Genomic DNA, 22,777 nt, shown 5'->3' on the forward strand with positions numbered 1-22,777 from the left:
CCCGGATGGCCCCATCGGCCACTCCGGTGTGGCGATCTTAGTGGTAATCCCGTGCAGATCATCCGGCGTCTCGGGAAATCGTGACGGAAACCGCTCACGCTCCGCTTGAAGTCGGCTGCTCAGCGCAGTATGGCCGCATCCGGAAACAGAAAAGTGCTCCGAGGTGTAAACCCCGGAGCACTTTCAGGCGTCGGTTGATCGCCTTTCTGGGACGCCGTTCACCGCCTGACGGAGTTGGACGCCGCGCTCGTCACCGTGTTCCCGTTCGCGTCCACGACGCGGATCTTGTAGGTGTGGGTCCCGCTCGGGGCCGAGGTGTCGTCGTAGACGAGGCTCGCCTGGTTCCAGAACGCGGCCGACTTGGTCAGCGTCCCGACGGGCGTGGTCCCGCCGTCGCGCAGCACCTCGTACTTCAGCGACGCGTTGTCCATGTCCCAGGTGGTCTTCCACGACACGCGGATGGTGCCGCCGAGCCGGGCGCTCGCCGTCGGGGCCTTGAGGTCGGCGGACTCCGGGCCGGCCTTGTTCGGCGCCTTCGCCTTGACCGCGAACCGCACCAGGCCCTGCTGCGCCTTGCCGTTCACCTTCGGGAACTCGCCGCCCAGCGCCACGTAGTCGCCGCTGCCGGTGACCGCCCACGCCGCCTGGTACTGCTCGGTGAACGACCCGATGGCGAGCTTGGGGAACCAGTGCAGCAGGCTCGGGACCGGCTGCCTGCTGTAGTTGCTGTTCGCGCCCGGGAAGCCGTGGTCGGTGCCGGTGGCGGCCTTGGTCTCCGACAGCGCCCGGTGGTTGGTCTGCGGGGTGGTGTCGGGGAACGCGCCGAGCGAGGTGCAGTCGTGCGCGTGCGACACGCTGTAGACCTCGTTGGCCACGGGGTAGACGCCGTAGGTGGCGCCGTAGCAGTTGTCCAGCCACACCAGGTCGCCGGTGTCGGCCTTGGCGGCGAACCGGCCGTCGAACCAGTGCCGCCCCTCCCCGTCCGCACCGGCGTAGACGATGCCGTCGTCGACGCGCAGGTCCGTCACGTACGAGAAGTTGGTGCTGCTCTGCTTGGTCGGGATCGGCCTGCTGCTCCACGGCAGCGTGCCGCCGTTGGTGGCGCTGACCGCGGCGATGCCGACGTGGGCCTCGCCGTTGAGCTTCTGGAACTTCCCGCCGACGAGCACGCGGTCGCCGTACAGCGCGAGCGCGTAGACCTCGTCGTCGTCGGCGATGGGCTTCCAGGTCGCGACGTTGGACCCGTCGGTGGCCTTCACCGCGGCGAGCCGCGTCCGGCCGCTGCCGTTGACGTTGAAGAAGTTGCCGCCGACGTACACGGTGGAGTCCGTCGCGGCGATGGCGCGGACGCGGTTGTGCACGTTCGGCGCGAACGAGTCGATCAGCGCGCCCGTGGTGGTGTCGAAGGCCGCGAGGTGGTTGTGCGCCTTGCCGTCGACCTTGGTGAAGTCGCCGCCAACGTACACCCGGCTGCCGTCCGGGGACGCGATGATCCGCAGGCCCTGGCCGTCGAGCGTGTGCACGAACGAGGTGCTGAGCTTCCCGGTCGTCAGGTCGAACGCGAGGATGTTGCCGCGGGCGACCTCGCCCGCCCCGCCCGCGGCGACGCCCGCCGGGCGCGCCTTGGTGAAGCTCCCGGTCGCGTAGACCGTGTTCCCCACCGTCGCCATGCTCCACACGACGCCGTCGACCTGCGCGGTCGGCAGCGGGTCGGCGCTGACGGTGGCCGGCGTGCCGGACGGCGGATCGGTGTCGGCGGCCGCCGGACCGGCCGGCATGAAGGCCGCACCCGCCAGCGAGAGGGCGGCGGCGGCCGCCAGGCCCGCGCGGACGCCCGTCCGCCGCTGTCGCACAAGAGCTCTCACGAGTCGGCTCCTAGACCTCAGCCCGGTGACCACCACGGTCACTGCGGTGCACGGATCCTATTGGTCACCCCATCCGATACATCCGGCCTCTTATGAAATCGTGACCGAAGTCGCTCACAGAGGTCACTTTCCGGCACCACGCCCGGCACCACGCCCGCGCCCCGCGCCGGCGGTCAGCCGGCGGCGCGGGACGCGCTCAGGTCGTCGATGGACACGACCGCGGGCGCGTTGGTGGCGTTCCCGGCCAGGTAGGCCCGGACCCCGACCGCGCCGGCGGCCTGCAGCCCGCTGGTCGCGTCGGTCCCGGTGGCCTGCCAGCCCGGCTCGGCCGCGCCGTCCGCCCACACCTTCGCCTTCAGCGCGGTCGGCGACCCGCCGGTCACCTGGAGGCGCAGGCGCAGCGGCACACCCGGCTGGTAGGTGAGGCCGGAGACGGTCTGCTCGGTGCCGACCGCCGTCTCGGTGTTGCTCGCGTCGGCCCGGCTGAGCTGCAACGACACCACCCCGGACGGGCGCAGCCTGAGCCGCGCCCGGTAGTCGCCCTGCCCGGCGACGCGCCGCCCGACCGCCCACACGTAGACGCCGTTGCCGGTGCCCTCCTTGTCGGCCGCGACCGTGAACGTCAGGTCGGTGTCCTGCGACGACACCGCGGCCAGGTTCGCGCCGCCGTCGTTCTTGGCGGCCGGCAGCTCGATCTGCCCGGTTCCGCCCGCCGACAGGACGCCGCCGGAGCCGACCCGGCTCCAGGCGCCGCCGGTGTCCGCGCCGCCCCAGCCGCCGGTGACCGTCCGCCCGAACGCGTCCGACGCCAGCAGCGCCGGCGCCGTCGCCGTGACCGTGTGCACGACCTCGCCGGTCGCGCCCTTGTCGTCGGTGACGGTGAGCTTGACGGTGTGGTCGCCGGCTGCCGCGTAGGCGTGCGACGGCTTGGCGCCCGTCCCGGTCGTCCCGTCGCCGAAGTCCCAGGAGTAGGACGGGACCGACCCGTCCGGGTCGGCCGACGCGGACCCGTCGAACGTGCAGGCCAGCGCGTCGCACGACGAGGTGAACGCGGCGGACGGCGGCTGGTTCGGCTGGACCGCGCCGGTGCCGAGGCCCTGGTGGCGGGCGACCTGCTCGGCGGTCAGCGCTCGCGGGTAGACCGCGGCCTCGTCGATCGACCCGTTGAAGTAGTCGCTCGACGGCCGGTTCGGCCAGCCGGACAGGTTGTCGCCGCCGATCCGCCAGTAGCCGGAGTAACTCTGCGCCGACGTCACCCCGCCGTCGGCGGCGACCTGCGCGCCGTCGACGTACAGCTTCATCCCGGCGGCGCCGTCGAGGGTCCCGGCGACGTGGTGCCACTTGCCGTCGTTCAGCCCGGCCGCGCTCTGGACCGTCTTCGTCGATCCCGGGTAGACGCCGAACACGACCCGGCCGTCATTGGTCATGTACAGGTGGCGGTCATAGGACGAGCTGTTGCCGGACGCGCTGCCGCCGTACCCGATGATCTTCCCGCCGCTGGCGGACGCCGTCTTCACCCACGCCTCGACGCTGAAGTCGCCCGGCGCGGACGCGGCGCCGCTCCCGGCGGACGAGCCGAAGAAGCCGCCGAAGCCCGCCGCCTTGTCGGCGTCGCCGGAGATCGCGCCGTCCTGCCCGCGGGTGATGCCGAGGCCGAGCGAGAGGTCGTTGGAGCCCGCGTAGTCGTAGGCCGGGCCACTCGGCTCGCCGAGCCGCCAGTACGCCTGCGCGCCGTCGGTCCTGATCTGGTTCGGGTACGGGCCGGGCGTGCCGTTCCCCGTCGTCGCCGCGTTGGACGCGGCGCTGGTCACGGCGTTCCCGGCGGCGTCCACCGCGCGCACCTTGTAGGTGTGGGCCGTGCCGGGCGCGGCGGTCCCGTCGAAGTAGGCGGCGTTCGGCTCGTTCCAGAAGGCGGACGTCCGGTCGACCGTCCCGATGGGCGTGGTCCCGCCGTCGCGCAGCACCTCGTACTTCAGCGACGCGTTGTCCATGTCCCAGGTGGTCTTCCAGCCGACGCGGACGCCGCCGTCCGCCATGGCGGTCGCCGTCGGGGTGCCGAGGTCGGCGGCCTGCGGGCCGGTCTTGTTGGGCGCCTTCGCCTTGACCGCGAACCGCACCAGGCCCTGCTGCGCCTTGCCGTTCACGTTCGGGAACTCGCCGCCCATCGCGACGTAGTCGGCGTTGCCCGTGACGGCCCATGCCGCCTGGTACTGCTGGGTGAACGATCCGGTCGCCAGCCTCGGGAACCAGTGCAGCAGGCTCGGGATCGGCTGGCCGCTGTAGCTGCTGCCGACGCCCGGGGACCCGTGGTCGGTCCCGGTGGCGGCCGTCGTCTCGGCGAGCGCCCGCTGGAACGTCTGCGGGTTGGTGTCGGGCCAGGCGCCGAGCGAGGTGCAGTCGTGCGCGTGCGAGACGCTGTAGACCGACTGCCCCTGCACGAACATCCCGTAGGTCGCGCCGTAGCAGTTGTCCAGCCACACCAGGTCGCCGGTGGCGGCCTTGGCGGCGAACCGGCCGTCGAACCAGTGCCAGCCCTCCCCGTCCGCGGCGCCGTAGACGGTGTCGCCGGAGACGTACAGGTCCGTCACGTAGGAGAACAGGCTGTCGCCGAGCCTGGCGGGGATCGGCGTGCTGCTCCACGGCGCCGTCCCGCCGTTGGCCGCGCTGACCGCGCCGATGCCGACGTGCTTCTCGCCGTTCAGCTGCTGGAACCGGCCGCCGACGATGACCCGGTCGCCCGCGGGCGCGAGCGCCAGCGCGAACACCTCGTCGTCGTCGGCGGTCGGCCGCCAGGTGTCGATGCCGGCGCCGTTGGACGCGTTCACCGCCGCCAGCCGCGTCCGCGACTTGCCGTTCACGTTGAAGAAGTTGCCGCCCAGGTAGACGGTCGAGTCCGTCGCCGCGATGGCGCGCACCTTGGCCGACACGGACGGGGCGAACGACGCGTCGAGCGCGCCGGTGGCGGTGTCGAAGGCGGCGACGTGGCCGCGGGCCTGGCCGTCCACGGTGGTGAAGTCGCCGCCGACGTAGACGCGCGTGCCGTCGGGCGAGGCGACGATCCGCAGGCCCTGCCCGTTCAGGGAGTGGTCGAAGGACGGGATGAGGTTCCCGGTGGTGAGGTCGAAGGCGACGATGTTGCCGCGGGCGACCTCGCCCGCCCCGCCCGCGGCGACGCCCGCCGGGCGCGCCTTGGTGAAGTTCCCGGTCGCGTAGACGGTGGTCCCGACCGTGGCCATGCTCCACACGACCCCGTTGACCTGCGCGGTCGGCAGCGGGTCGGCGCTGACGGTGGCCGGCGTGCCGGCCGGCGGGTCGGTGTCGGCCGAGGCGGGCGCGGCCGGCGCGGCGGCGCCGGCGAGGACCGTCGAGACGGCGGCGAGGACGGCTATCGCCGTTTTGCGGACGTGTGACGCGCGCCGATGCGAAGGTACAGATCTCACTGGGCCGGTCCCCTGCCGTAGGTCTCCGTTGGCCCCCTCGGTCACGGAAGTAAAAGCAGGGTAATCCGGAAACCCTGTTTACACTGTTCTGCCCTGGAAGTTTCCGTTCGTTGTCACGGGACGACGACCGTTCGCCACTGGATGAGGAGAGAGCCGGATGTCCGATCGGGGAGCGCGTCCGCACAGGCATCTCGCCGCGACGGGAGCCGTCCTCGCCCTCGCGCTGGCGCTGACCGGATGCGGCGGTGGGAAGAAGAAGTCGGCCGACCCGACGCCGCCCCCGCCGCCGAGCGAGCAGCCGACGGAGCAGGCCAACGCCGCACCCGGCTCCACCGCGCTGAAGTCGTCCGGCGGGCTGAGCAAGCCCGTCACCTACTCCGACAAGGTCAGCGTGGCGATCAGCAACATCCGCTACGTCAAGAACAAGGACCAGGGGCCCGGCGAGCTCACCGGCAAGGTGCTCACCATCTTCACGCTGAAGTTCGCCAACGGCTCCGCCAAGACCCTCGACCTCAACAAGGTGCAGGTCACCGCCGTGTACGGGGCGAAGAAGACCCGGGCCCAGCACACCTCCTACGCCAACCTGAACGACTTCTACGGCGCCGTCCCCGCCGGCGGGACCAGGTCGGCGTCCTACGCCTTCGACCTGCCCTCGTCGGGCTACAAGTCGGTCATGGTCGGTGTCAAGTTCGACGCCCAGCACAAGACCGCGCTGTTCGCGGGCGCCCTCCACAACTGACGGTTCGGCGGGGTACGTTCGTGGTCCAAGCGTTCCCTGGGGGTAAAGGGTCGTGTTATGCCTAGCTCGAACCGGTCGCGCAGCTCGAACCGGACGCTGATCGTCAGGGTGCTCGCCCTGCCGGTGATCGCGGGGGTGGGCTTCCTCGGCTGGCAGTTGCCGCAGAGCCACGACTCGGCGCCGCAGACCGTCCCGGTGCAGGGACCGCCCGGCGCGGCCCCCCTGGGCTCCACCGACTACCGGATCCCGGACGGCGCGCTGTTCGTGTCGCCGTCCGGGCGCGACGGTGCGTCGGGCGACCGCGAGCACCCGCTGCGCACGCTCGCTAGGGCCGTCGCCAAGGCGCACTCGAACGGCACCGTCGTCCTGCGCGGCGGCACCTACCACGAGTCGGTCACCGTGCCCGGCGGCAAGAGGCTGACCATCCAGTCGGCGCCGCACGAGGCCGTCTGGCTGGACGGCAGCTCCCCGGTCGACGGGTGGCGGCCCGGGAACGACGCCTGGGTGCACGAGGGCTGGACGGCCCGCTTCGACGCCAGCCCGACCTACACCGCCGGCGCCCAGGCCAGCGGCGACAACGACTTCCAGTTCGTCTCCCCCGACCATCCGATGGCCGCGCACCCCGACCAGGTGTGGCTGGACGGCGCCCCGCAGAGGCAGGTCGGCTCCCGCGCCGGCGTCAAGCCCGGCACCTTCTACGTCGACGAGGGGTCCCGCAGGCTCTACCTCGGAACGGACCCGCGCGGCCACGACGTGCGCGCCAGCACGCTTTCGGAGGCGATCACCGTCGGCGGCGCCGGCTCGCGGCTGCGCGGCCTCGGCGTCCGCCGCTACGCCACCTCGCTCCCCCAGCTCGGCAGCGTGAAGATCACCGCGCCGAACGTGACCGTCGAGAACGTCGCGGTGAACGGCTCGGCCACCACCGGCCTCAGCGTCCTCGCCGCGCACGCGCTCGTCCGGCACGTCACCGCCGACGGCAACGGGATGCTCGGCGTCCACGCCAACTACGCCGACGACCTGCGGCTGGAGTCGGTGCGCAGCACCGGCAACAACACCGAGCGCTTCAAGTACTCGCCGGTCTCCGGCGGGCTGAAGGTGACCCGGTCGCGGCAGGTCGCGGTGACCGGCGGCGTGTTCGCCGACAACCTCGGCAAGGGCGTCTGGATGGACGAGTCCGTCTACGGCATCACGCTCACCGGCAACCGGATCCTGCGCAACGCCGACCACGGCGTCTCGCTGGAGCTGAGCGCCAAGGCCGTCGTCGCCGGCAACGTGATCGGCGACAACGCCGGGGACGGCCTGAAGGTGAACAACACCTCCGACGTCCAGGTCTGGAACAACTCGCTGACCGGCAACGGCCGCACGATCCACCTCGCCCAGGACCCGCGCAGCCCGTCCGACCCGCACGCGGCCGGCCGCGACCCGCGCCAGAAGGGCGCGGACCCGGCGATGACCTGGCGCGTGTCCAAGGTCGTCATCAGCAACAACACCCTCGCCGACGCCCGGCCGCGCACCCCGTGCCTGCTGTGCGTCGAGGACGGGACGCACCAGCGCGGCGCCGGCCAGATGGGCGTCACCGTCGACGGCAACGTCTACGTCCGCCCGGACGGGAACCCGCGCGCGGTCGTGCGGTGGGCGCGCAGCTCCGGCGCCACCTCCGACTTCACCGATCTTGGCCGGTTCCGGTCGGCGACCGGTCAGGAGAAGCGCGGCGTCCTGCAGACGGCCGACGGCGCCGCCGGGCAGGACGGCGCCCTGGAGCGCTCCTTCGCCGCCCAGGCGGACGCCGGCACCGCCCTCCCGCTCCCCGCCCCCATAGCCGCCCTGCTCGGCAAGCCGGCGGGAACCCGCCACATCGGCGCGTGGACGTCCTGACGGACGACGCGAAAAGGCCGGGCTCCGAGGGGCCCGGCCTTCGCTCTCCTCAGGTGCTCAGGGGCGCGTCCAGGGGAACTCGCGGCCCAGTAGTGCTTCGAGGTCGGCGTTGTAGGGGGCGTAGTGCTCGGCGAGCGCCTGCCGGGTGGCGGGGGCGAGGTCCTGGCTCGGCGCCGCGTTCCACACCTTGACCGCCGACGGGGGCAGCGTCGCCGGCTCCAGCCCGAGGAACCGCGCCACGGTGTCGCAGGCGGTCTGCGGGTCGGCGTAGAACTCCTCCGCCGCCAGCACGCAGAACCGCTCGGCCGGGAAGTGCTCCATCCAGCGCCGCAGGTGCGGGGCGTACTCGCCCTGCGCCCGGTAGGACTGCTGCTCGTGCGCGTAGCTGGCGTAGCCGGGCTGCCCGGCGATGATCCGCTCCACCTCGCCGGCGAGCCGGCCCTCCTCGGCGGCCAGGGCCTCCTCGAACGACGGCAGCTCCTCGGCGTTCTGCCGGCGCCGCTCCCGGTAGTGCGAGAACGCCCGCTCGATCGGGTCCCGCAGCACCAGCAGGATCCTGGCGTCCGGGACGTCCCGCCCGGCCCGCTCCGCCGCCAGCGGGTGGAACAGGTAGTACGGCGAGCCCTCCCCGACGACCTTGCCGGCCCGGCGCCCGGACGCCGGGAAGTGCGACCGGTACCAGGCGCCGCCCTTGTCGTAGTGGGTGTCGAAGTAGTGCACGCCCTTGGTGTGGTTGTCCTTCGGCAGCAGCCGCGCGTTCGGGAACAGCGGCATCACCTGCGGATGCTCCAGCAGCGTGTAGTACAGCGAGGTGGAGCCGCCGCGCTTGGCGCCGATCAGCAGGAAGTCGGGGCCGGGGCGCAGCGCCGCCGTGCTCATCCCGTACCCACGGATCACGCTACGGCCCGCGGCGACGACCGGGCCGGGAAGAGTCCCTCGATTCACGGGGACAGGCTACCGGTCCGCCACCCGTATCCTTGGTCTCGTCTTTAACGAGCCCGCGAGGGGCGCGGCGGCGGCCGGACTCACCCAGGGAGGGCCTCATGACCGTCAAAGGCGTCTTCCCGCGCCGCCGGCCGCCGGCGCCGAGCGCCGGGTGGTGGGCCTTCGCGCTGCCGCTCGCCCTGATGCTCGCCAGCGACTACAAGCTGCGGAGCCGGGACGTCGACAACGCGGTCAGCGGCAGCGCCGACCTGACCGTGCTGCTGGAGATCGCGGTCTACGGCGCGGCGGCGCTGTACCTGGTGTGGCGGTTCGGGCTCCGCCTGCCGCGCCGCCGCACGACCGGGCTGCTGCTGGCGGCGTGGTGCTTCTGCGGGTACGTGGCGTTCTCGGCGCTGTGGTCGCCGTTCAAGTCGCTCGGCATCGTCCGCGGCGTCCAGCTGCTGGTCACGATGCTGGTGGCGCACACCATCGCGACCCGCGCCACCCCCGAGGACCTGCGCAAACTCGCGCACGTCTTCGTCGGGATCGTGCTGGTGTCGGTGGGCATCGGCGTCGCGCACCCGTTCCCCCGCACGCTGCACACCGAGTCGCGCTTCAACTGGCTGTACGTCCACCCCGTCATCGCCGGCGTGTACCTCGCCGTCGCGATCCTGCTGGTCGTCGGCTACCTGATCCGGTGGAACCGGCCGCAGGACCGGCTGTGGCACCCGGTCGTCTACGTGGTGGCGCTGGCGGTCCTGACCGGGGCGCTCGTCGCCACCGGGACGCGCGGCGCGGCGCTCGGCTGCGCCGCCGGGCTGCTCGTCCTGCTGGCCACCGCGCGCGGCCCCAAGGGCCGGATCGACGTGATCGTGATGGGCGCCGCGGTGGCGGTGCTGGCGGTGCTGGCGTTCTCCGACAAGATCCTGGCGTTCGTGTCGCGCGGCGAGAGCACCGAGCAGCTCGCCACCCTGAACTCCCGCACCGAGCTGTGGTCGCTGGCGATGGACGCCTTCCGGGAGGAGCCGATCTTCGGCCGGGGCCTCGGCGCCTCCCGCGGGCTGTTCCTGGACAGCATCGGCCTCGGCGGCGGCCACAACGCGTTCATCAACGCGCTGGTCGACAACGGCGCCGTCGGCACCGTCGCGTTCGCGGCGCTGCTGCTGACCCTCGGGTTCGTGCTGCTGACGCTGTGCCGGCACCGGACGCTGCGCGCCGACGCCGGCATGATGCTGGGCATCTTCGGCTGCTTCCTCACCGACAGCATGACGACCGAGGGCCTGGCCGCCCCGGCGAACGTGTCGTCGGTGTGGCTGTTCCTCCTCGTCGCGTGGGCCGAGGTGCTGCGCCGGCAGGGCGGCGACCCGGCGGTCGTCCAGCAGGGGCCCGGGGAGGCGCTGGAGCGCCCGGACCCCTCAGCCACCACCGTGACGGCGGCCCCGTACGTAGAACGCGCCCCCCAGGAGTCCTAGCAGCACCAGGCCGACGAGCGCGCCGGTGCCGAGCAGACCGCCGGGCATGCCGGACTTGGACGGGTAAGCGACCGGTGTGCCGTCGTCGGCCGCCGGGGAGGCGGACGCGTCCGGCTGCGTCGCCGCGTTCACCGCCGGCAGCGCCACCGAGCGGAACACCGGCCGGGTCCCCGCGCCCGCCAGGAACGCCTTCCGGCCGTCCGAGGTGACCCCGAACGCGTGCCCGGCCAGCGACGCGGACGTCTTGACGACCTGGCCGACGTCGTCCCGGATCCCGCCGAGGATCCGCACGTCCGTGGTGGTCTTGAGGACCAGCCGGCCGTCCTGCGCGAAGTCGCCGCCGCGCACCGGGAACGGCAGCGTCCGCAGCCGCGTCAGCGCGTTCACCGACGGGCCGAGCACCCCCGGCAGCGCGAACACGCCCGCGGCCGCCGGGTCCCGGGTGATGATGTAGATCCGGGTCTCGGACGGGTCGGCCAGCAGCGCGGCGCCCCGGTGCCCGCCGTCGGGGAACTTCACCTTGAACGACTTGACCGGCAGCGCCCCGCCGGTCAGCGTCTTCGGCTCGGCGACGCGGTGCAGCAGCAGGGTCCCGGCCCGGCCCGCGCTCAGGTCGCCGATGAACAGGCCCGACTCCCCGGACCCGTTCTTGACGACCGTGATGGCGTCCCAGCGGCCCGCCGGGGCGCCGGTCAGCGTGTAGGAGGCGCGGGCGCGGCCCTTGCCGTCCAGCGCGTACAGCCGCGACCCGGCCGGCCCGGACGCGACCGTCCACCAGATGTCGGGATGCACGACGCCGGCGACCATCGCGGCGGGAGCGGCCACGGCGGGCCGGAACGCCGGATGCGGGGCGGCCGTGCTCGTCGCGGCGGGACTCGGCGACGGCGCCTGCTCCGCGGCCGCCGCCGGCCCTGTCAGAACCACGAGCACCGCCGCCGCACTGCCTGCGGCGGGCCGGAGCCTGAGGGGGTGTGTTCTCACAGTACGGACGTCCATCTCTGCGGGGGACCGTGTGGCATTCTTGCGCATGTGGATCCACTCGGCATCAAAGGTACTTACTCCTTCGACCCGCGCGTGCACGGTGACCAGCGGGGATCTTTCCACGAGTGGTTCCGTGGCGACGACCTGCGGGCGGTGGCGGGGCACGGGCTGAACCTGGCGCAGGCCAACTGCTCGGTGTCGTCGAAGGGCGTGCTGCGCGGCGTGCACTTCGCCGACGTCCCTCCGGGGCAGGCCAAGTACGTGACCTGCCTGCGCGGCGCGATCCTCGACGTCGCCGTCGACCTGCGCGTCGGCTCCCCCACGTTCGGGCAGTGGGAGGGCGTCCGGCTGGACGACCGGTCACGGCGCTGCCTGTACCTCGCGGAGGGCCTCGGGCACGCGTTCATGGCGCTGACCGACGACGCGACCGTCGTCTACCTGTGCTCGGAGCCCTACGCGCCGGGCCGCGAGCACGGCGTGCACCCGCTCGACCCCGGCATCGGCATCGAGTGGGCCGCCGACGTCGAGCCGGTCCTGTCCGACAAGGACGCGCAGGCGCCGACGCTCGAGGAGGCCCGCCGGGCCGGGCTGCTGCCGTCCTACCAGGACTGCCTGGACCACTACGCCAAGCTGGGGCTGCCCGGCTGAGCCCCGGCCCAGCCGGCCCGCAGGGACGGCCAGGCGGCGTGCAGCGCTTCCTGCCAGCCGCGCATGGGCTCCAGGCCCGCCGCCGCCCACCGGCCGTGGCCGAGGACGCTGAACGCCGGACGCGGCGCGGGCCGCACGAACCTCTCGCTCGTCGTGGCGCGCACCCGGCCGGGGTCGAGGCCGAGCAGCGCGAACACCTCGCGGGCCAGCCCGTACCAGGTCGTCCGGCCCGCGTTCGTGCCGTGGTACACCCCGGCGGGGGCGTCCGCGCGGGCCAGCGCGATGATCCGGGCGGCGAGGTCGCCGGTCCAGGTCGGCTGCCCGGCCTGGTCGTCCACGACCTCGACGGTGTCGCGCTCCCCCGCCAGCCGCGCCATCGTCCGGACGAAGCTGGGCCCGTGCGCCCCGTACAGCCACGCCGTCCGCACCACATAACCGCGCTCATAGCCGAGGACCGCCGCCTCGCCGGCGAGCTTCGTGCGGCCGTAGGCGTTGACGGGCGCGGTCGGCGCGTCCTCCGGGTAGGGCTCGGTGGCCGTGCCGGGGAACACGTAGTCGGTGGACACCTGGACGAGCTTCGCGCCGATCTCCGCGCAGCCCGCGACGAGCGCCTCGACGGCGGTGCCGTTGACGGCGAGCGCCGCGTCCTCGCAGGTCTCCGCGTCGTCCACGGCCGTCCAGGCCGCGCAGTTCACCACGGTCTCGGGCCGGTGCCGCCGCAGCGCCTCGCGGACCGCGTCGGCGTCAGTGAGGTCGAGTTCGCCGCGTCCCGGCGCCACTACGTCATCGAGCCGCGCGACGACGTCGGTGCCGAGCATCCCGCCCGCACCGGTGACCAGCCAGGTCACTCGGCATCCTCCGCCCGCTTCTTCAGCGGCTCCCACCAGGCGCGGTTCTCCTCGTACCAGCGGACGGTCGCGGCCAGGCCGTCCTCGAAGGACACCTGGGGCGCGTACCCGAGGGCCCGCAGCCTGGCGTCCGACAGCGAGTAGCGGCGGTCGTGGCCCTTGCGGTCCTCGACGCGCTCGACCATGTCCCAGCCCGCGCCGACCGCGGCGAGCAGCCGCCGCGTCAGCTCCAGGTTCGTCAGCTCCGCCGTGCCCGCGATGTGGTAGACCTCGCCGGGCTCGCCGCGCTCGGCGACCACCTGGATGCCGCGGCAGTGGTCGGCGGCGTGGATCCAGTCGCGGACGTTCCCGCCGTCCCCGTACAGCGGCACCGTACGGCCGTCCATCAGGTTCGTGGCGAACAGCGGGATGACCTTCTCCGGGTACTGGTACGGCCCGTAGTTGTTGCCGCAGCGCGTGATGCTGACCGGCAGCCCGTGCGTGCGCGCGTAGGCCCGCGCCATCATGTCGCCGCCCGCCTTGGCCGCCGAGTACGGCGAGTTCGGCGCGAGCGGCGCGTCCTCGTCCCACGAGCCCTCGTCGATGCTGCCGTACACCTCGTCGGTGGACACCTGCACGACCCGCGGCGTCCCCGCGTCCAGGCACGCCTGCATCAGCGTCTGGACGCCCAGCACGTTCGTCCGCGCGAACTCCGCGCCGCTGGCGATCGACCGGTCCACGTGCGACTCGGCCGCGAAGTTCAGCACCACGTCGTGCCCCGGCACCAGCCCGGCGAGCAGCGCGCCGTCGCAGATGTCGCCGTGGACGAACGTGAACCGCCCCTCCACGGGCTCCAGGTTCGCCAGGTTCCCGGCATAGGTCAGCTTGTCCAGCACGGTGATCTCGGCGCCGTCCCACGCGGGAAAGGCACCGGACGCCAGATCCCGCACGTACTGCGACCCGATGAACCCGGCCCCGCCCGTCACCAGAACGCGGGGGGCGCTCATTTAGAAATCTGCACTTTGCTGTGATCTCCCAGTACGAGCCGGTGCGCCTTCGGCACCCGGGGGGCGGGCGTGACCTCGGCCTCGCGGCCGATCAGGGAGCACTCGATGCGGCCGACGCCGTCGATGGACGCGCCGCGCAGCACGATCGAGTACTCGATCTCGCTGTCCAGGACCGCGCAGTCGCGGTCGATGGAGGTGAAGGGCCCGACGTAGGAGTCGCGGACGACCGACCCGGCGCCGACGATGACCGGGCCGACGACGCGGGACCCGGCGACGCGCGCGCCCCGCTCCACCACGACCCGGCCGATCAGCTCGCTGGCCTCGTCCACCTCGCCCTCCACATGAGGTTCGACGCCCTCCAGGACGAGGCGGTTGACCTCCAGCATGTCGGTGACGTTGCCGGTGTCCTTCCAGTAGCCGGTGATCACCGTGGACTCGACCCGGTGGCCGTGGTCGATCAGCCACTGGATCGCGTCGGTGATCTCCAGCTCGCCGCGCGCGGACGGCTTCAGCTCCGCCACGGCCTCGTGCACCGCCGGGCTGAACAGGTACACCCCGACCAGCGCCAGGTCGCTCTTCGGGAACTCCGGCTTCTCCTCCAGCGCGACGACGCGGCCCGCGTCGTCGAGTTCGGCGACGCCGAACGCGCGCGGGTCCGACACGTGCGTCAGCATGATCTGCGCCTGCGGGCGCTCCGCGCGGAACCGGCCGGCGAGGCCGTCGATGCCGCCGACGATGAAGTTGTCGCCGAGGTACATCACGAAGTCGTCGCCGCCGAGGTAGTCGCGGGCGATGAGGACGGCGTGCGCCAGCCCGCGCGGCGCGTCCTGGCGCAGGTACGTCACGTCGAGGCCGAACGCCGAACCGTCGCCGACGGCGCCGCGGATCTCCGCCTCGGTGTCGCCGACGACGATGCCGACCTCGCGGATCCCGGCGTCCCGGATCGCCTCCAGGCCGTAGAACAGCACGGGCTTGTTGGCGACCGGGACGAGCTGCTTCGCGGAGGTATGGGTGATGGGGCGGAGCCGGGACCCGGCCCCGCCCGCCAGCACGAGGGCCTTCACGGCTCGAGGATCGGGCTCGGGCCCCGGGGGGCGGGCAGGTGCACGGGGGGCTCCAAAGGGGTGCTTACCGGGCGCCGGTGATCATCCCGGCGCCGACGGTGTTGTTGGTGGCCTCGTCGATCAGGATGAACCCGCCGGTCAGCCGGTTGCGGGTGTAGTCGTCGACGAACAGCGGCTGCGTCACCCGCAGCGAGACCCGGCCGATCTCGTTCAGCCCGAGGCCCGGCGCCTGCTCGTCGCGGTGCAGCGTGTTGACGTCCAGCCGGTAGTGCAGCTCCTTCACCAGCGCCTTCGCGGTGCGGGTGGTGTGCTTGATGATCAGCTTGGAGCGGGGCGTGAGGGTGCGGTCGGGGGTCATCCAGCACACCATCGCGTCCAGGTCCTGCGCCGTCTCCGGCCGGTTGTGCGGCCGCGCGATCATGTCGCCGCGGGAGATGTCGATGTCGTCGGCGAGCCGCAGCGTCACCGACATCGGCGCGTACGCCTCCTCGACCGGGCCGTTCGGGCCGTCGATCCGGGTGATCGTCGTGGTCAGCCCGGACGGCAGGTGCACCACCTCGTCGCCCGGCTTCAGCACGCCGCCCGCGACCTGCCCCGCGTAGCCGCGGTAGTCGTGCAGCTCGGGGTCGGTGGAGGCGTGCGGGCGGATCACGTACTGCACCGGGAACCGCACGTCGATCAGGTTGCGGTCGGAGGCGATGTGCACGTGCTCCAGGTGGTGCAGCAGCGACGACCCGTCGTACCACGGCATGTTCACGCTGCGCTCGACGACGTTGTCGCCGTGCAGCGCCGAGATCGGGATGAACGTCAGGTCGGAGACGTCCAGCTTGGAGGCGAACGCGGTGAACTCGTCCACGATCCGCTCGTAGACGGCCTTGTCGTAGTCGACCAGGTCCATCTTGTTGACCGCCACGACCAGGTGCGGGACCTGCAGCAGCGTGGTCAGGAACGCGTGCCGCCGGGACTGCTCCAGGATCCCCTTGCGGGCGTCCACCAGGATGATCGCGAGGTCGGCGGTGGACGCGCCCGTCACCATGTTCCGGGTGTACTGGATGTGCCCCGGGGTGTCGGCGATGATGAACTTGCGGCGCGGCGTCGCGAAGTAGCGGTACGCCACGTCGATGGTGATGCCCTGCTCCCGCTCGGCGCGCAGGCCGTCGGTCAGCAGCGCCAGGTTCGTGTACTCCTCGCCGCGGTCGGCGCTGGTCTTCTCGACCGACTCCAGCTGGTCCTCGAAGATCGACTTGGAGTCGAACAGCAGCCGCCCGATGAGGGTGGACTTGCCGTCGTCGACGCTGCCGGCCGTCGCGAAGCGCAGCAGGTCCATCGTCTTGGCCGGCTCGCCCGTGATGGCCGTGCTCGTGGCGGACGTGCCCGTGGCGGACGCGCTCTCGGCGGGCCGGTTCGTGCTGGCCATTAGAAGTAGCCCTCCTTCTTGCGGTCCTCCATGGCGGCCTCGCTGGTCCGGTCGTCGGCGCGGGTCTGGCCCCGCTCGGTGATCCGGGTCGCGGCGATCTCCGCGATCACGTCCTCGAGCGACTCGGCGTTCGACTTCACCGCCCCCGTGCAGGACGCGTCGCCGACCGTCCGGTACCGGACCGACGCCTCGAACTCCGGCTCGTCGTCGCCGCGGTTGGCGAACCCGGTCTCGGCGTCCAGCAGCAGCCCGTCCCGCTCGAACACGCGGCGGGTGTGCGCGAAGTAGATCGGCGGCAGCTCCAGCTCCTCGCGCCGCACGTAGTCCCAGATGTCCAGCTCGGTCCAGTTCGACAGCGGGAACACCCGGACGTGCTCGCCCTGCGTGATCCGCGTGTTGAACAGGTTCCACAGCTCGGGGCGCTGGTTCTTCGGGTCCCACTGGCCGAACTCGTCCCGGAACGACACCACGCGCTCCTTGGCGCGGGCCTTCTCCTCGTCGCGGCGCGCACCCCCGAACGCCGCGTCGAACCCGTGCTCCTCGATCGCGTCCAGCAGCGGCGTGATCTGCAGCCGGTTCCGCGACGCGCGGCGCCCCTTCTGCTCCACCACGCGGCCCGAGTCGATCGCGTCCTGCACCGACGCCACGATCAGCCGGACGCCCAGCTCGGCGACCCGCCGGTCGCGGTAGTCCATCACCTCGGGGAAGTTGTGCCCGGTGTCGACGTGCATCACCGGGAACGGGATCGGCGCGGGCCAGAACGCCTTCTGGGCGAGGCGCAGCATCACGATGCTGTCCTTGCCGCCGGAGAACAGCAGCACGGGCCGCTCGAACTCGGCCGCCACCTCCCGGAAGATATGGATCGACTCGGCCTCGAGGACGTCTAGCTGGGACAGCAGATAATCGCAACGCTGCATGGTCTGGGGCTCTCTCCACGCTGTTCTGGCAGATGCAACCGGTGGCACGGGGACGGGCGCACGCCTTCCCACCGGATCGAACGTCGGCCCGCCTCTGATCGATCCCGCCGACGGGGCGGGCTAACCGGGCAAGCTGTCGCCCACGTCCCGGATGCCGGTCAGCAGCGTCGATGCCGACACGGGATGGCACACCAGGATATCCGGCAGCCGAGGGTCCTTCCGGTTGTACTCCAGCGGCGCACCGTCGATCCGGGACGCGTGCGCGCCCGCGGCCAGCGCCACCGCCGCCGGCGCCGCCGAATCCCACTCGTACTGGCCGCCCGCGTGCACGTAGGCGTCCACCTCGCCGAGCAGGACCGCGGAGATCTTCGCCCCCGCCGACCCGATCGGCACCAACTCCACGTCGATGCCCTCCGAGGGGGGACGACCCCCCACACCCCCCGCGACCGCCAATTCGAGCTTCTCAGCGAGGCGCTGGACGAACTCGGGCGGACGCGTCCGGCTCACCGCGATCCGCAGCTTGCCCGTGTCCGGCCCCGGCACGTGCAGCGGCACCTCCCGCGGCAGGCCCCGGCGCGCGGCGTCCGACCCCGCGGTCACCGGGTCGGGCTCGCCGGCGTCGTCGCGGACGAGCACCGCCCCGCCGGTCGCGCAGGTGCGCAGCGTCAGGCCCTGCGCCGGAAGCGCCACCGCGCCCGCCGACAGCCGCGCCGCGCCCGCCGCGTCCCGCTCCCACAGCGCCACGTGGACGGCCCAGTCGCGGCGGCCCTCCTCGGAGAACTCCCGGGTCCCGTCCAGCGGATCGATGATCCACACGCGGGACGCCGACAGCCGCTCGGCCTCGCCGGTGTTGCGCGTCGGGGCCCGGTCGTCGTCCTTCGAGCGCTTGCCCGCGACCGACGAGCGGCCCTCCTCGGAGAGCACGGCGTCGCCGGGACACCGCTCCGCCAGCGCCGCCATCAGGTACTCGTGCGACCGCAGGTCGCCGGTGTCCTTCAGGGCGCGCCCGTCGGCGAAGCCCACCTCGTCCCGCACGCCCAGCAGCAGCCGTCCCGCCGCCGCGGCGAGCTCCGCCGCCAGCGCGTGGTCGTCCGCCGCCGCTCTCTCGGTCATCCGTTGATCACATTCCCGACTCGACTGGTCTGCCCGGTCTACTTTCTCATGGATACCGCACGGCGACCGGTGCCAGGGCCGCGGTCCCGGTCGGTGGGAGCCCGCGCTAGTACGCGCCGGAACCGCGGAAGACCGCCGACCACGTCTTCCACATGATCTGCAGGTCCATGGCGAGCGACCAGTTGTCCACGTACCGCAGGTCGAGCCGGACCGACTCGTCCCAGGTCAGGTCCGAACGGCCGCTGACCTGCCACAGCCCGGTCAGCCCCGGCTTCACCACCAACCGCCGGTACACGTCGCCGCCGTACCGCGCGACCTCCTCCGGCAGCGGCGGGCGCGGCCCCACCAGCGACATGTCGCCGCGCGCCACGTTGAACAGCTGCGGCAGCTCGTCCAGCGAGTACCGGCGCAGCCACCGCCCCACCCGGGTGATCCGCGGATCCTCCCGGATCTTGAACAGCACGCCGTCGTTCTCGTTGTGCTCCAGCAGCGCGTTCTTGCGGGCCTCCGCGTCCTGCACCATCGTGCGGAACTTCAGCACGGTGAACTCGCGGCCGCCGCGGCCCACCCGGACCTGCCTGAACATCACCGGACCCGCGCTCGTCGCCTTGATCAGGAACGCGACCACCAGCAGCAGCGGGCTCAGCAGCAGCAGCCCGGACAGCGCCGCGGTCCGGTCGAACAGCCCCTTCAGCACCCGCCGGCCGCCGTCCAGCTCCGGATGCTCCACGTGCAGCAGCGGCAGCCCCGACACCGGACGGATCGAGATCCGCGGACCCGTCACGTCCATCAGCGCCGGCGCCACCACCAGCTCCACGTCGTCGCGCTCGATCTGCCACGCCAGCCGCCGCAGCGCCACCCCGTCCATCTCCGGGCACGCCAGCACCGCGACCGAGTCGGCGCCGATCCGCTCCGCGACCACCGCCGTCTGGGCGAAGTCGCCCAGCACCGGCACGCCCTCGACCTCGCGGACCGCGTCCTCACCGGACGCCAGCGCCGGCGGCAGGCACACCGCCACGATGTCCATCCCGTGGTAGCGCTTCTGCCGCAGCAGCCGGATCAGATCCGCGGCGGACGTGCGGTGCCCCGCCACCACCACCCGCCGCATGCACTCGCCGTTCCAGCGCTTGCGGTGCAGCCACTTGCGCAGCCGGTACCGCGCGACCAGGTTCAGGAACGTGCCGAGCGGCATCGCCATCACCACGTAGCCGCGCGCGACCTCCGTCTTGGTGGCGTACGCCAGGATCGCCAGCGTCGCGGTGAAGATGAACCCCGCGCGGAGGACACCTTTGAACTCCTCGTAGCCCACGCCGATGTAGCGCGGCTGGTACGCCCGGCACAGCGCCAGCATCGGGATCCACAGCACCGGCAGGGCGACCGTCAGCGCCACATAGGGGGCCGTCGGATCGCTCGGCACGCCCGGAAAGCGGAGCACGAACGCGATCACCCCGGCCGCCAGCATGCTGAAGAAGTCCAGCCCGCCGGCGAACCGGCGATACCATCCACTCCAGCCCTGCGCATCCGGGCGACGTTGCTCGTGGCGGATCGGTGACTCGGCCTGAACCTTGTCAACGACGGCCATACGACCTCACCCAACCCATGTAACGCGCGCCCCGAAAAGCTCGATCCACCCCAGAGACGGTTGAAGAGCGCTCAAGGTTCACATAAAACACGAACCTCATGCACGCATGATTTTACGAGCGCCTCACCGTGTCCAGCCCACCACGGGCCGCATCCGGCCGATCACCGGAAAACCCCCACCCGGCCGCGAATCAGCCCGCATGGAAGACGTTCTGCGCCGCCTCCAGCCCCCCGGCCAACAGCGCCTCCACCGCGTCCGCCGCCCGGTCGACCTCCAACTCCAGCACCTTCTTCTCCGCCGCGGCGAAGTCCTTCAGCACGAACGCCGCCGGATCCATCCGCCCCGGCGGCCGCCCCACCCCGAACCTGACCCGCAGGTACTCCTTGTCGCCCAGCGACTTCGAGATCGACCGCAGCCCGTTGTGACCGTTGTCACCGCCGCCGCGCTTCAACCGCAGCGCCCCGAACGGGACGTCCAGCTCGTCGTGGACGACGACCAGCCGCTCCACCGGCACCTTGTAGAAGTCCCGCAGCCCCTTCACCGGGCCGCCCGACTCGTTCATGTACGTCCGCGGCTTCGCCAGCACCGCCCGCGCGCCCGCCAGCCGGCCCTCCAGCACGTCCGCCCGCGACCGGTGCGCCTTGAACCGGCCGCCCGCCCGGCCGGCCAGCACGTCCAGCACCATGAACCCGGCGTTGTGCCGGTTGCCGGCGTACGACGGCCCCGGGTTCCCCAGGCCGACCACCAGCCAGACGTCCGCAGTCATCCGCTCTCCTCGCAGCCGAAGGCCCCCGCAGGAAGCACCTGCGGGGGCCGTTCGCCGTTTTCGCCGTTCCGCGTACCTACTCGGCGGACTCCGCCGCGCCCTCGGCCTCGGCCTCCGCGGCGGCGGTCTCCGCCGCGTCCGCGGCGGCCTCCGCCTCGGCCTCGGTCTCGGTCGCGCCCGCGGACGCCGACGCGTCCGTGATCTGCAGGATCAGCGCGTCCTCGTCGAGCGACAGCGTGGTGCCCGACGGCAGCTTCAGGTCCTTCGCCAGCACCTGCGTGCCGACCTCCAGGCCCTCGATCGACAGGTCGACGGCCTCCGGGATGTGCGTCGCCTCGGTCTCCACCGAGACCTGCACGACCTCCTGCTGCACGACGCCGCCGGGGACCACGTCGCCGACCAGGTTCACCGGGAGGTCGACCGTGACCTTCTCGCCCCGCTTGACCAGCAGCAGGTCGACGTGCTCGAGGAACCCCTTGATCGGGTCGCGCTGCACGTCCTTGGGCAGCGCGAGCTCCGAGCCGCCGCCGAGGCCGTCGATGGTCAGCAGCACGTTCGGGGTCTTCAGCGCGAGCATCAGCTCGTGGCCCGGCAGCGCGATGTGCTGCGGGTCGGTGCCGTGGCCGTAGAGGACGGCGGGCACCTTGCCGGCCCGGCGGGTGCGCCGCGCGGCACCCTTACCGAACTCGGTGCGCGGCTCGGCGGCGATGCGTACCTCGGACACGGCGGAAACTCCTTGCTTGTTGCGATCCACGGCCGTCCCCAAGGACGTCCGCTACGGACAGAGCGTTGCGATCCTCGCACGCCGACTCAGGGCGGGCGCCAAGATTCTTTGCGTTACCCGGGGAGTACGGACCTGAACGGCGCCGCACTGACGACCCGGGGCATACGCGGATTCAAGAAGTCTAGCCGATCGTTTCCACGCGCAACGCCAAGACCCCCAGGGGGGCGCCCGCAGGCGCCCCCCGTCCCCGCCGCCGGCACGCCCCTGACCTGGCCGTCCGGCATCGGCCCGCGAAGGGCGGGCTCAGCTGTGACCGCCGAAGAGGCTGGTGACCGAGCCGTCGCTGAAGACCTCGTTGATCGCGCGGGCGACCAGCGGGGCGATCGACAGCACCGTCAGCTTGTCGAACTGCTTGTCCTCCGGGATCGGCAGCGTGTTGGTCAGCACCACCTCGGAGATCCGCGAGTTCTTCAGCCGGTCCACCGCCGGGCCCGACAGCACGCCGTGCGTCGCCGCGACGACCACCTTGTCGGCGCCCTGCTCGAACAGCGCGTCCGCCGCCTTCACGATCGTCCCGCCGGTGTCGATCATGTCGTCCACGACCACGCAGGTGCGGCCCTTGACCTCGCCGACGACGTCGAACACCTTGACCTCGTTGGCCACGTCCGGGTCGCGCTTCTTGTGGATGATCGCCATCGGCACCCCGCCGAGCCGGTCCGACCAGCGCTCGGTCACCCGCACCCGGCCCGCGTCCGGCGCGACCACCGTCACCCGGGAGGTGTCCAGCCGGCTCTCGAAGTGGTGCGCCAGCAGGTCCAGCGCGAACAGATGGTCGACCGGACCGTCGAAGAACCCCTGGATCTGCGCGGTGTGCAGGTCCACCGTGATCAACCGGTCGGCGCCCGCCGTCTTGAACAGGTCCGCCATCAGCCGCGCCGAGATCGGCTCGCGGCCGCGGTGCTTCTTGTCCTGCCGGGCGTACCCGAAGAACGGCGCCACCACCGTGATCCGCTTGGCGGACGCCCGCTTCAGCGCGTCCACCATGATCAGCTGCTCCATGATCCACTGGTTGATGGGAGCTGTGTGGCTCTGGATCACGAAGGCGTCGGAGCCGCGGACCGACTCCAGGAACCGCACGAACGTCTCACCGTTGGCGAAGTCGTACGCGGACGTCGGCGTCAGGTCGACGTGGAGGTTGTCGGCGACTTCCTTGGCCAGGTCCGGGTGGGCTCGGCCGGTGAAGAGCATCAGCTTCTTCTGACCGCTCGCTTTGATCCCACTCACCTCTGACAACTCCCCCTCAATGGAACTGTGCACTCATGTGGGTTGTTGCCCCCACACACCAGGCATCACAAGGGTCCCTCGCGATGCCCGGCCGTCTGTTGTCCGTGGGGGACGCCACTGTCCTCCACCTCC

18 protein-coding genes are annotated in these 22,777 nt (G+C 72.1%); 4 read left to right on the forward strand and 14 right to left on the reverse strand.

Annotated features, from left to right (window positions below; translation table 11 throughout):
* Nucleotides 1-218 precede the first annotated feature (218 nt).
* Nucleotides 219-1,865, reverse strand: coding sequence for a hypothetical protein (locus tag ACA514_RS05585; protein ID WP_375039915.1), 1,647 nt, complete (start codon nucleotides 1,863-1,865; stop codon nucleotides 219-221).
* A gap of 173 nt (nucleotides 1,866-2,038) precedes the next feature.
* Nucleotides 2,039-5,305: a LamG-like jellyroll fold domain-containing protein gene (locus tag ACA514_RS05590; protein ID WP_375039916.1), complete on the reverse strand. Its 3,267-nt coding sequence runs from the start codon at nucleotides 5,303-5,305 to the stop codon at nucleotides 2,039-2,041.
* A 157-nt stretch (nucleotides 5,306-5,462) separates the two neighbouring features.
* On the opposite strand from ACA514_RS05590, the gene ACA514_RS05595 reads away from it, so the two are divergent.
* Both ACA514_RS05595 and ACA514_RS05600 read left to right on the forward strand, forming a co-directional pair.
* On the forward strand, nucleotides 5,463-6,044 hold the full coding sequence (locus tag ACA514_RS05595; RefSeq protein ID WP_375039917.1) for a hypothetical protein: 582 nt from the start codon (nucleotides 5,463-5,465) through the stop codon (nucleotides 6,042-6,044).
* Nucleotides 6,045-6,101: 57 nt separating this feature from the next.
* Nucleotides 6,102-7,919, forward strand: coding sequence for a right-handed parallel beta-helix repeat-containing protein (locus ACA514_RS05600; protein WP_375039918.1), 1,818 nt, complete (start codon nucleotides 6,102-6,104; stop codon nucleotides 7,917-7,919).
* Between the two features lie 57 nt (nucleotides 7,920-7,976).
* Here the strand turns inward: ACA514_RS05600 and ACA514_RS05605 are convergent, their stop codons facing one another.
* Nucleotides 7,977-8,864 carry a sulfotransferase gene (locus ACA514_RS05605; protein WP_375039919.1) on the reverse strand — a complete coding sequence of 296 codons (888 nt, stop codon included), beginning with the start codon at nucleotides 8,862-8,864 and terminating at the stop codon, nucleotides 7,977-7,979.
* Between the two features lie 98 nt (nucleotides 8,865-8,962).
* On the opposite strand from ACA514_RS05605, the gene ACA514_RS05610 reads away from it, so the two are divergent.
* Nucleotides 8,963-10,315: an O-antigen ligase family protein gene (locus tag ACA514_RS05610; protein WP_375039920.1), complete on the forward strand. Its 1,353-nt coding sequence runs from the start codon at nucleotides 8,963-8,965 to the stop codon at nucleotides 10,313-10,315.
* Here ACA514_RS05610 and ACA514_RS05615 read toward each other — a convergent pair.
* Entirely contained in the window at nucleotides 10,259-11,239 is a 981-nt protein-coding gene (locus ACA514_RS05615; RefSeq protein ID WP_375039921.1) for a hypothetical protein, read from the reverse strand. The two genes, ACA514_RS05610 and ACA514_RS05615, sit on opposite strands and share 57 nt — an antisense overlap.
* Before the next feature lie 105 nt (nucleotides 11,240-11,344).
* Here ACA514_RS05615 and rfbC point away from each other — a divergent pair, with 105 nt between their 5' ends.
* Nucleotides 11,345-11,944: a dTDP-4-dehydrorhamnose 3,5-epimerase gene (gene rfbC, locus ACA514_RS05620; protein WP_375039922.1), complete on the forward strand. Its 600-nt coding sequence runs from the start codon at nucleotides 11,345-11,347 to the stop codon at nucleotides 11,942-11,944.
* Here rfbC and rfbD read toward each other — a convergent pair.
* From rfbD to ACA514_RS05670, 10 genes are all read right to left on the reverse strand, one after another.
* Nucleotides 11,917-12,792: a dTDP-4-dehydrorhamnose reductase gene (gene rfbD / locus ACA514_RS05625; RefSeq protein ID WP_375039923.1), complete on the reverse strand. Its 876-nt coding sequence runs from the start codon at nucleotides 12,790-12,792 to the stop codon at nucleotides 11,917-11,919. The two genes, rfbC and rfbD, sit on opposite strands and share 28 nt — an antisense overlap.
* A complete protein-coding gene (gene rfbB / locus ACA514_RS05630) occupies nucleotides 12,789-13,778 on the reverse strand; it encodes a dTDP-glucose 4,6-dehydratase (RefSeq protein WP_375039924.1) in 990 nt (329 codons plus the stop codon). Before rfbB ends, rfbD begins: the two co-directional genes overlap by 4 nt.
* Complete coding sequence (locus ACA514_RS05635) at nucleotides 13,775-14,842, reverse strand: glucose-1-phosphate thymidylyltransferase (RefSeq protein ID WP_375039925.1); 1,068 nt, start codon at nucleotides 14,840-14,842, stop codon at nucleotides 13,775-13,777. Before ACA514_RS05635 ends, rfbB begins: the two co-directional genes overlap by 4 nt.
* A 64-nt stretch (nucleotides 14,843-14,906) precedes the next feature.
* Nucleotides 14,907-16,169, reverse strand: coding sequence for a sulfate adenylyltransferase subunit 1 (locus ACA514_RS05640; RefSeq protein WP_375040279.1), 1,263 nt, complete (start codon nucleotides 16,167-16,169; stop codon nucleotides 14,907-14,909).
* Between the two features lie 89 nt (nucleotides 16,170-16,258).
* Nucleotides 16,259-17,176, reverse strand: coding sequence for a sulfate adenylyltransferase subunit CysD (cysD, locus tag ACA514_RS05645; protein ID WP_375039926.1), 918 nt, complete (start codon nucleotides 17,174-17,176; stop codon nucleotides 16,259-16,261).
* Nucleotides 17,177-17,296: 120 nt separating this feature from the next.
* The gene (locus ACA514_RS05650; protein WP_375039927.1) at nucleotides 17,297-18,289 is read right to left on the reverse strand and encodes an inositol monophosphatase family protein; all 993 of its coding nucleotides are present in this window, start codon (nucleotides 18,287-18,289) and stop codon (nucleotides 17,297-17,299) included.
* A gap of 106 nt (nucleotides 18,290-18,395) precedes the next feature.
* A complete protein-coding gene (locus tag ACA514_RS05655; protein ID WP_375039928.1) occupies nucleotides 18,396-19,871 on the reverse strand; it encodes a sugar transferase in 1,476 nt (491 codons plus the stop codon).
* 190 nt (nucleotides 19,872-20,061) lie between these two features.
* Nucleotides 20,062-20,637: an aminoacyl-tRNA hydrolase gene (gene pth / locus ACA514_RS05660; RefSeq protein ID WP_375039930.1), complete on the reverse strand. Its 576-nt coding sequence runs from the start codon at nucleotides 20,635-20,637 to the stop codon at nucleotides 20,062-20,064.
* 76 nt (nucleotides 20,638-20,713) lie between these two features.
* Nucleotides 20,714-21,361 carry a 50S ribosomal protein L25/general stress protein Ctc gene (locus tag ACA514_RS05665; protein ID WP_375039931.1) on the reverse strand — a complete coding sequence of 216 codons (648 nt, stop codon included), beginning with the start codon at nucleotides 21,359-21,361 and terminating at the stop codon, nucleotides 20,714-20,716.
* A gap of 303 nt (nucleotides 21,362-21,664) precedes the next feature.
* The gene (locus ACA514_RS05670) at nucleotides 21,665-22,645 is read right to left on the reverse strand and encodes a ribose-phosphate diphosphokinase (protein ID WP_375039932.1); all 981 of its coding nucleotides are present in this window, start codon (nucleotides 22,643-22,645) and stop codon (nucleotides 21,665-21,667) included.
* Nucleotides 22,646-22,777 lie beyond the last annotated feature (132 nt).

It is taken from the genome of Actinomadura sp. NTSP31 (assembly GCF_041951385.1).
GTDB lineage: Bacteria > Actinomycetota > Actinomycetes > Streptosporangiales > Streptosporangiaceae > Spirillospora > Spirillospora napierensis.

Coding starts and splice junctions, on each gene's coding strand:
- ACA514_RS05595 (WP_375039917.1), top strand. CDS start 5,463: ATGTCCGATCGGGGAGCGCGTCCGCACAGGCATCTCGCCGCGACGGGA.
- ACA514_RS05600 (WP_375039918.1), top strand. CDS start 6,102: ATGCCTAGCTCGAACCGGTCGCGCAGCTCGAACCGGACGCTGATCGTC.
- ACA514_RS05610 (WP_375039920.1), top strand. CDS start 8,963: ATGACCGTCAAAGGCGTCTTCCCGCGCCGCCGGCCGCCGGCGCCGAGC.
- rfbB (WP_375039924.1), bottom strand. CDS start 13,778: ATGAGCGCCCCCCGCGTTCTGGTGACGGGCGGGGCCGGGTTCATCGGG.
- ACA514_RS05640 (WP_375040279.1), bottom strand. CDS start 16,169: ATGGACCTGCTGCGCTTCGCGACGGCCGGCAGCGTCGACGACGGCAAG.
- cysD (WP_375039926.1), bottom strand. CDS start 17,176: ATGCAGCGTTGCGATTATCTGCTGTCCCAGCTAGACGTCCTCGAGGCC.
- ACA514_RS05650 (WP_375039927.1), bottom strand. CDS start 18,289: ATGACCGAGAGAGCGGCGGCGGACGACCACGCGCTGGCGGCGGAGCTC.
- ACA514_RS05655 (WP_375039928.1), bottom strand. CDS start 19,871: ATGGCCGTCGTTGACAAGGTTCAGGCCGAGTCACCGATCCGCCACGAG.
- pth (WP_375039930.1), bottom strand. CDS start 20,637: ATGACTGCGGACGTCTGGCTGGTGGTCGGCCTGGGGAACCCGGGGCCG.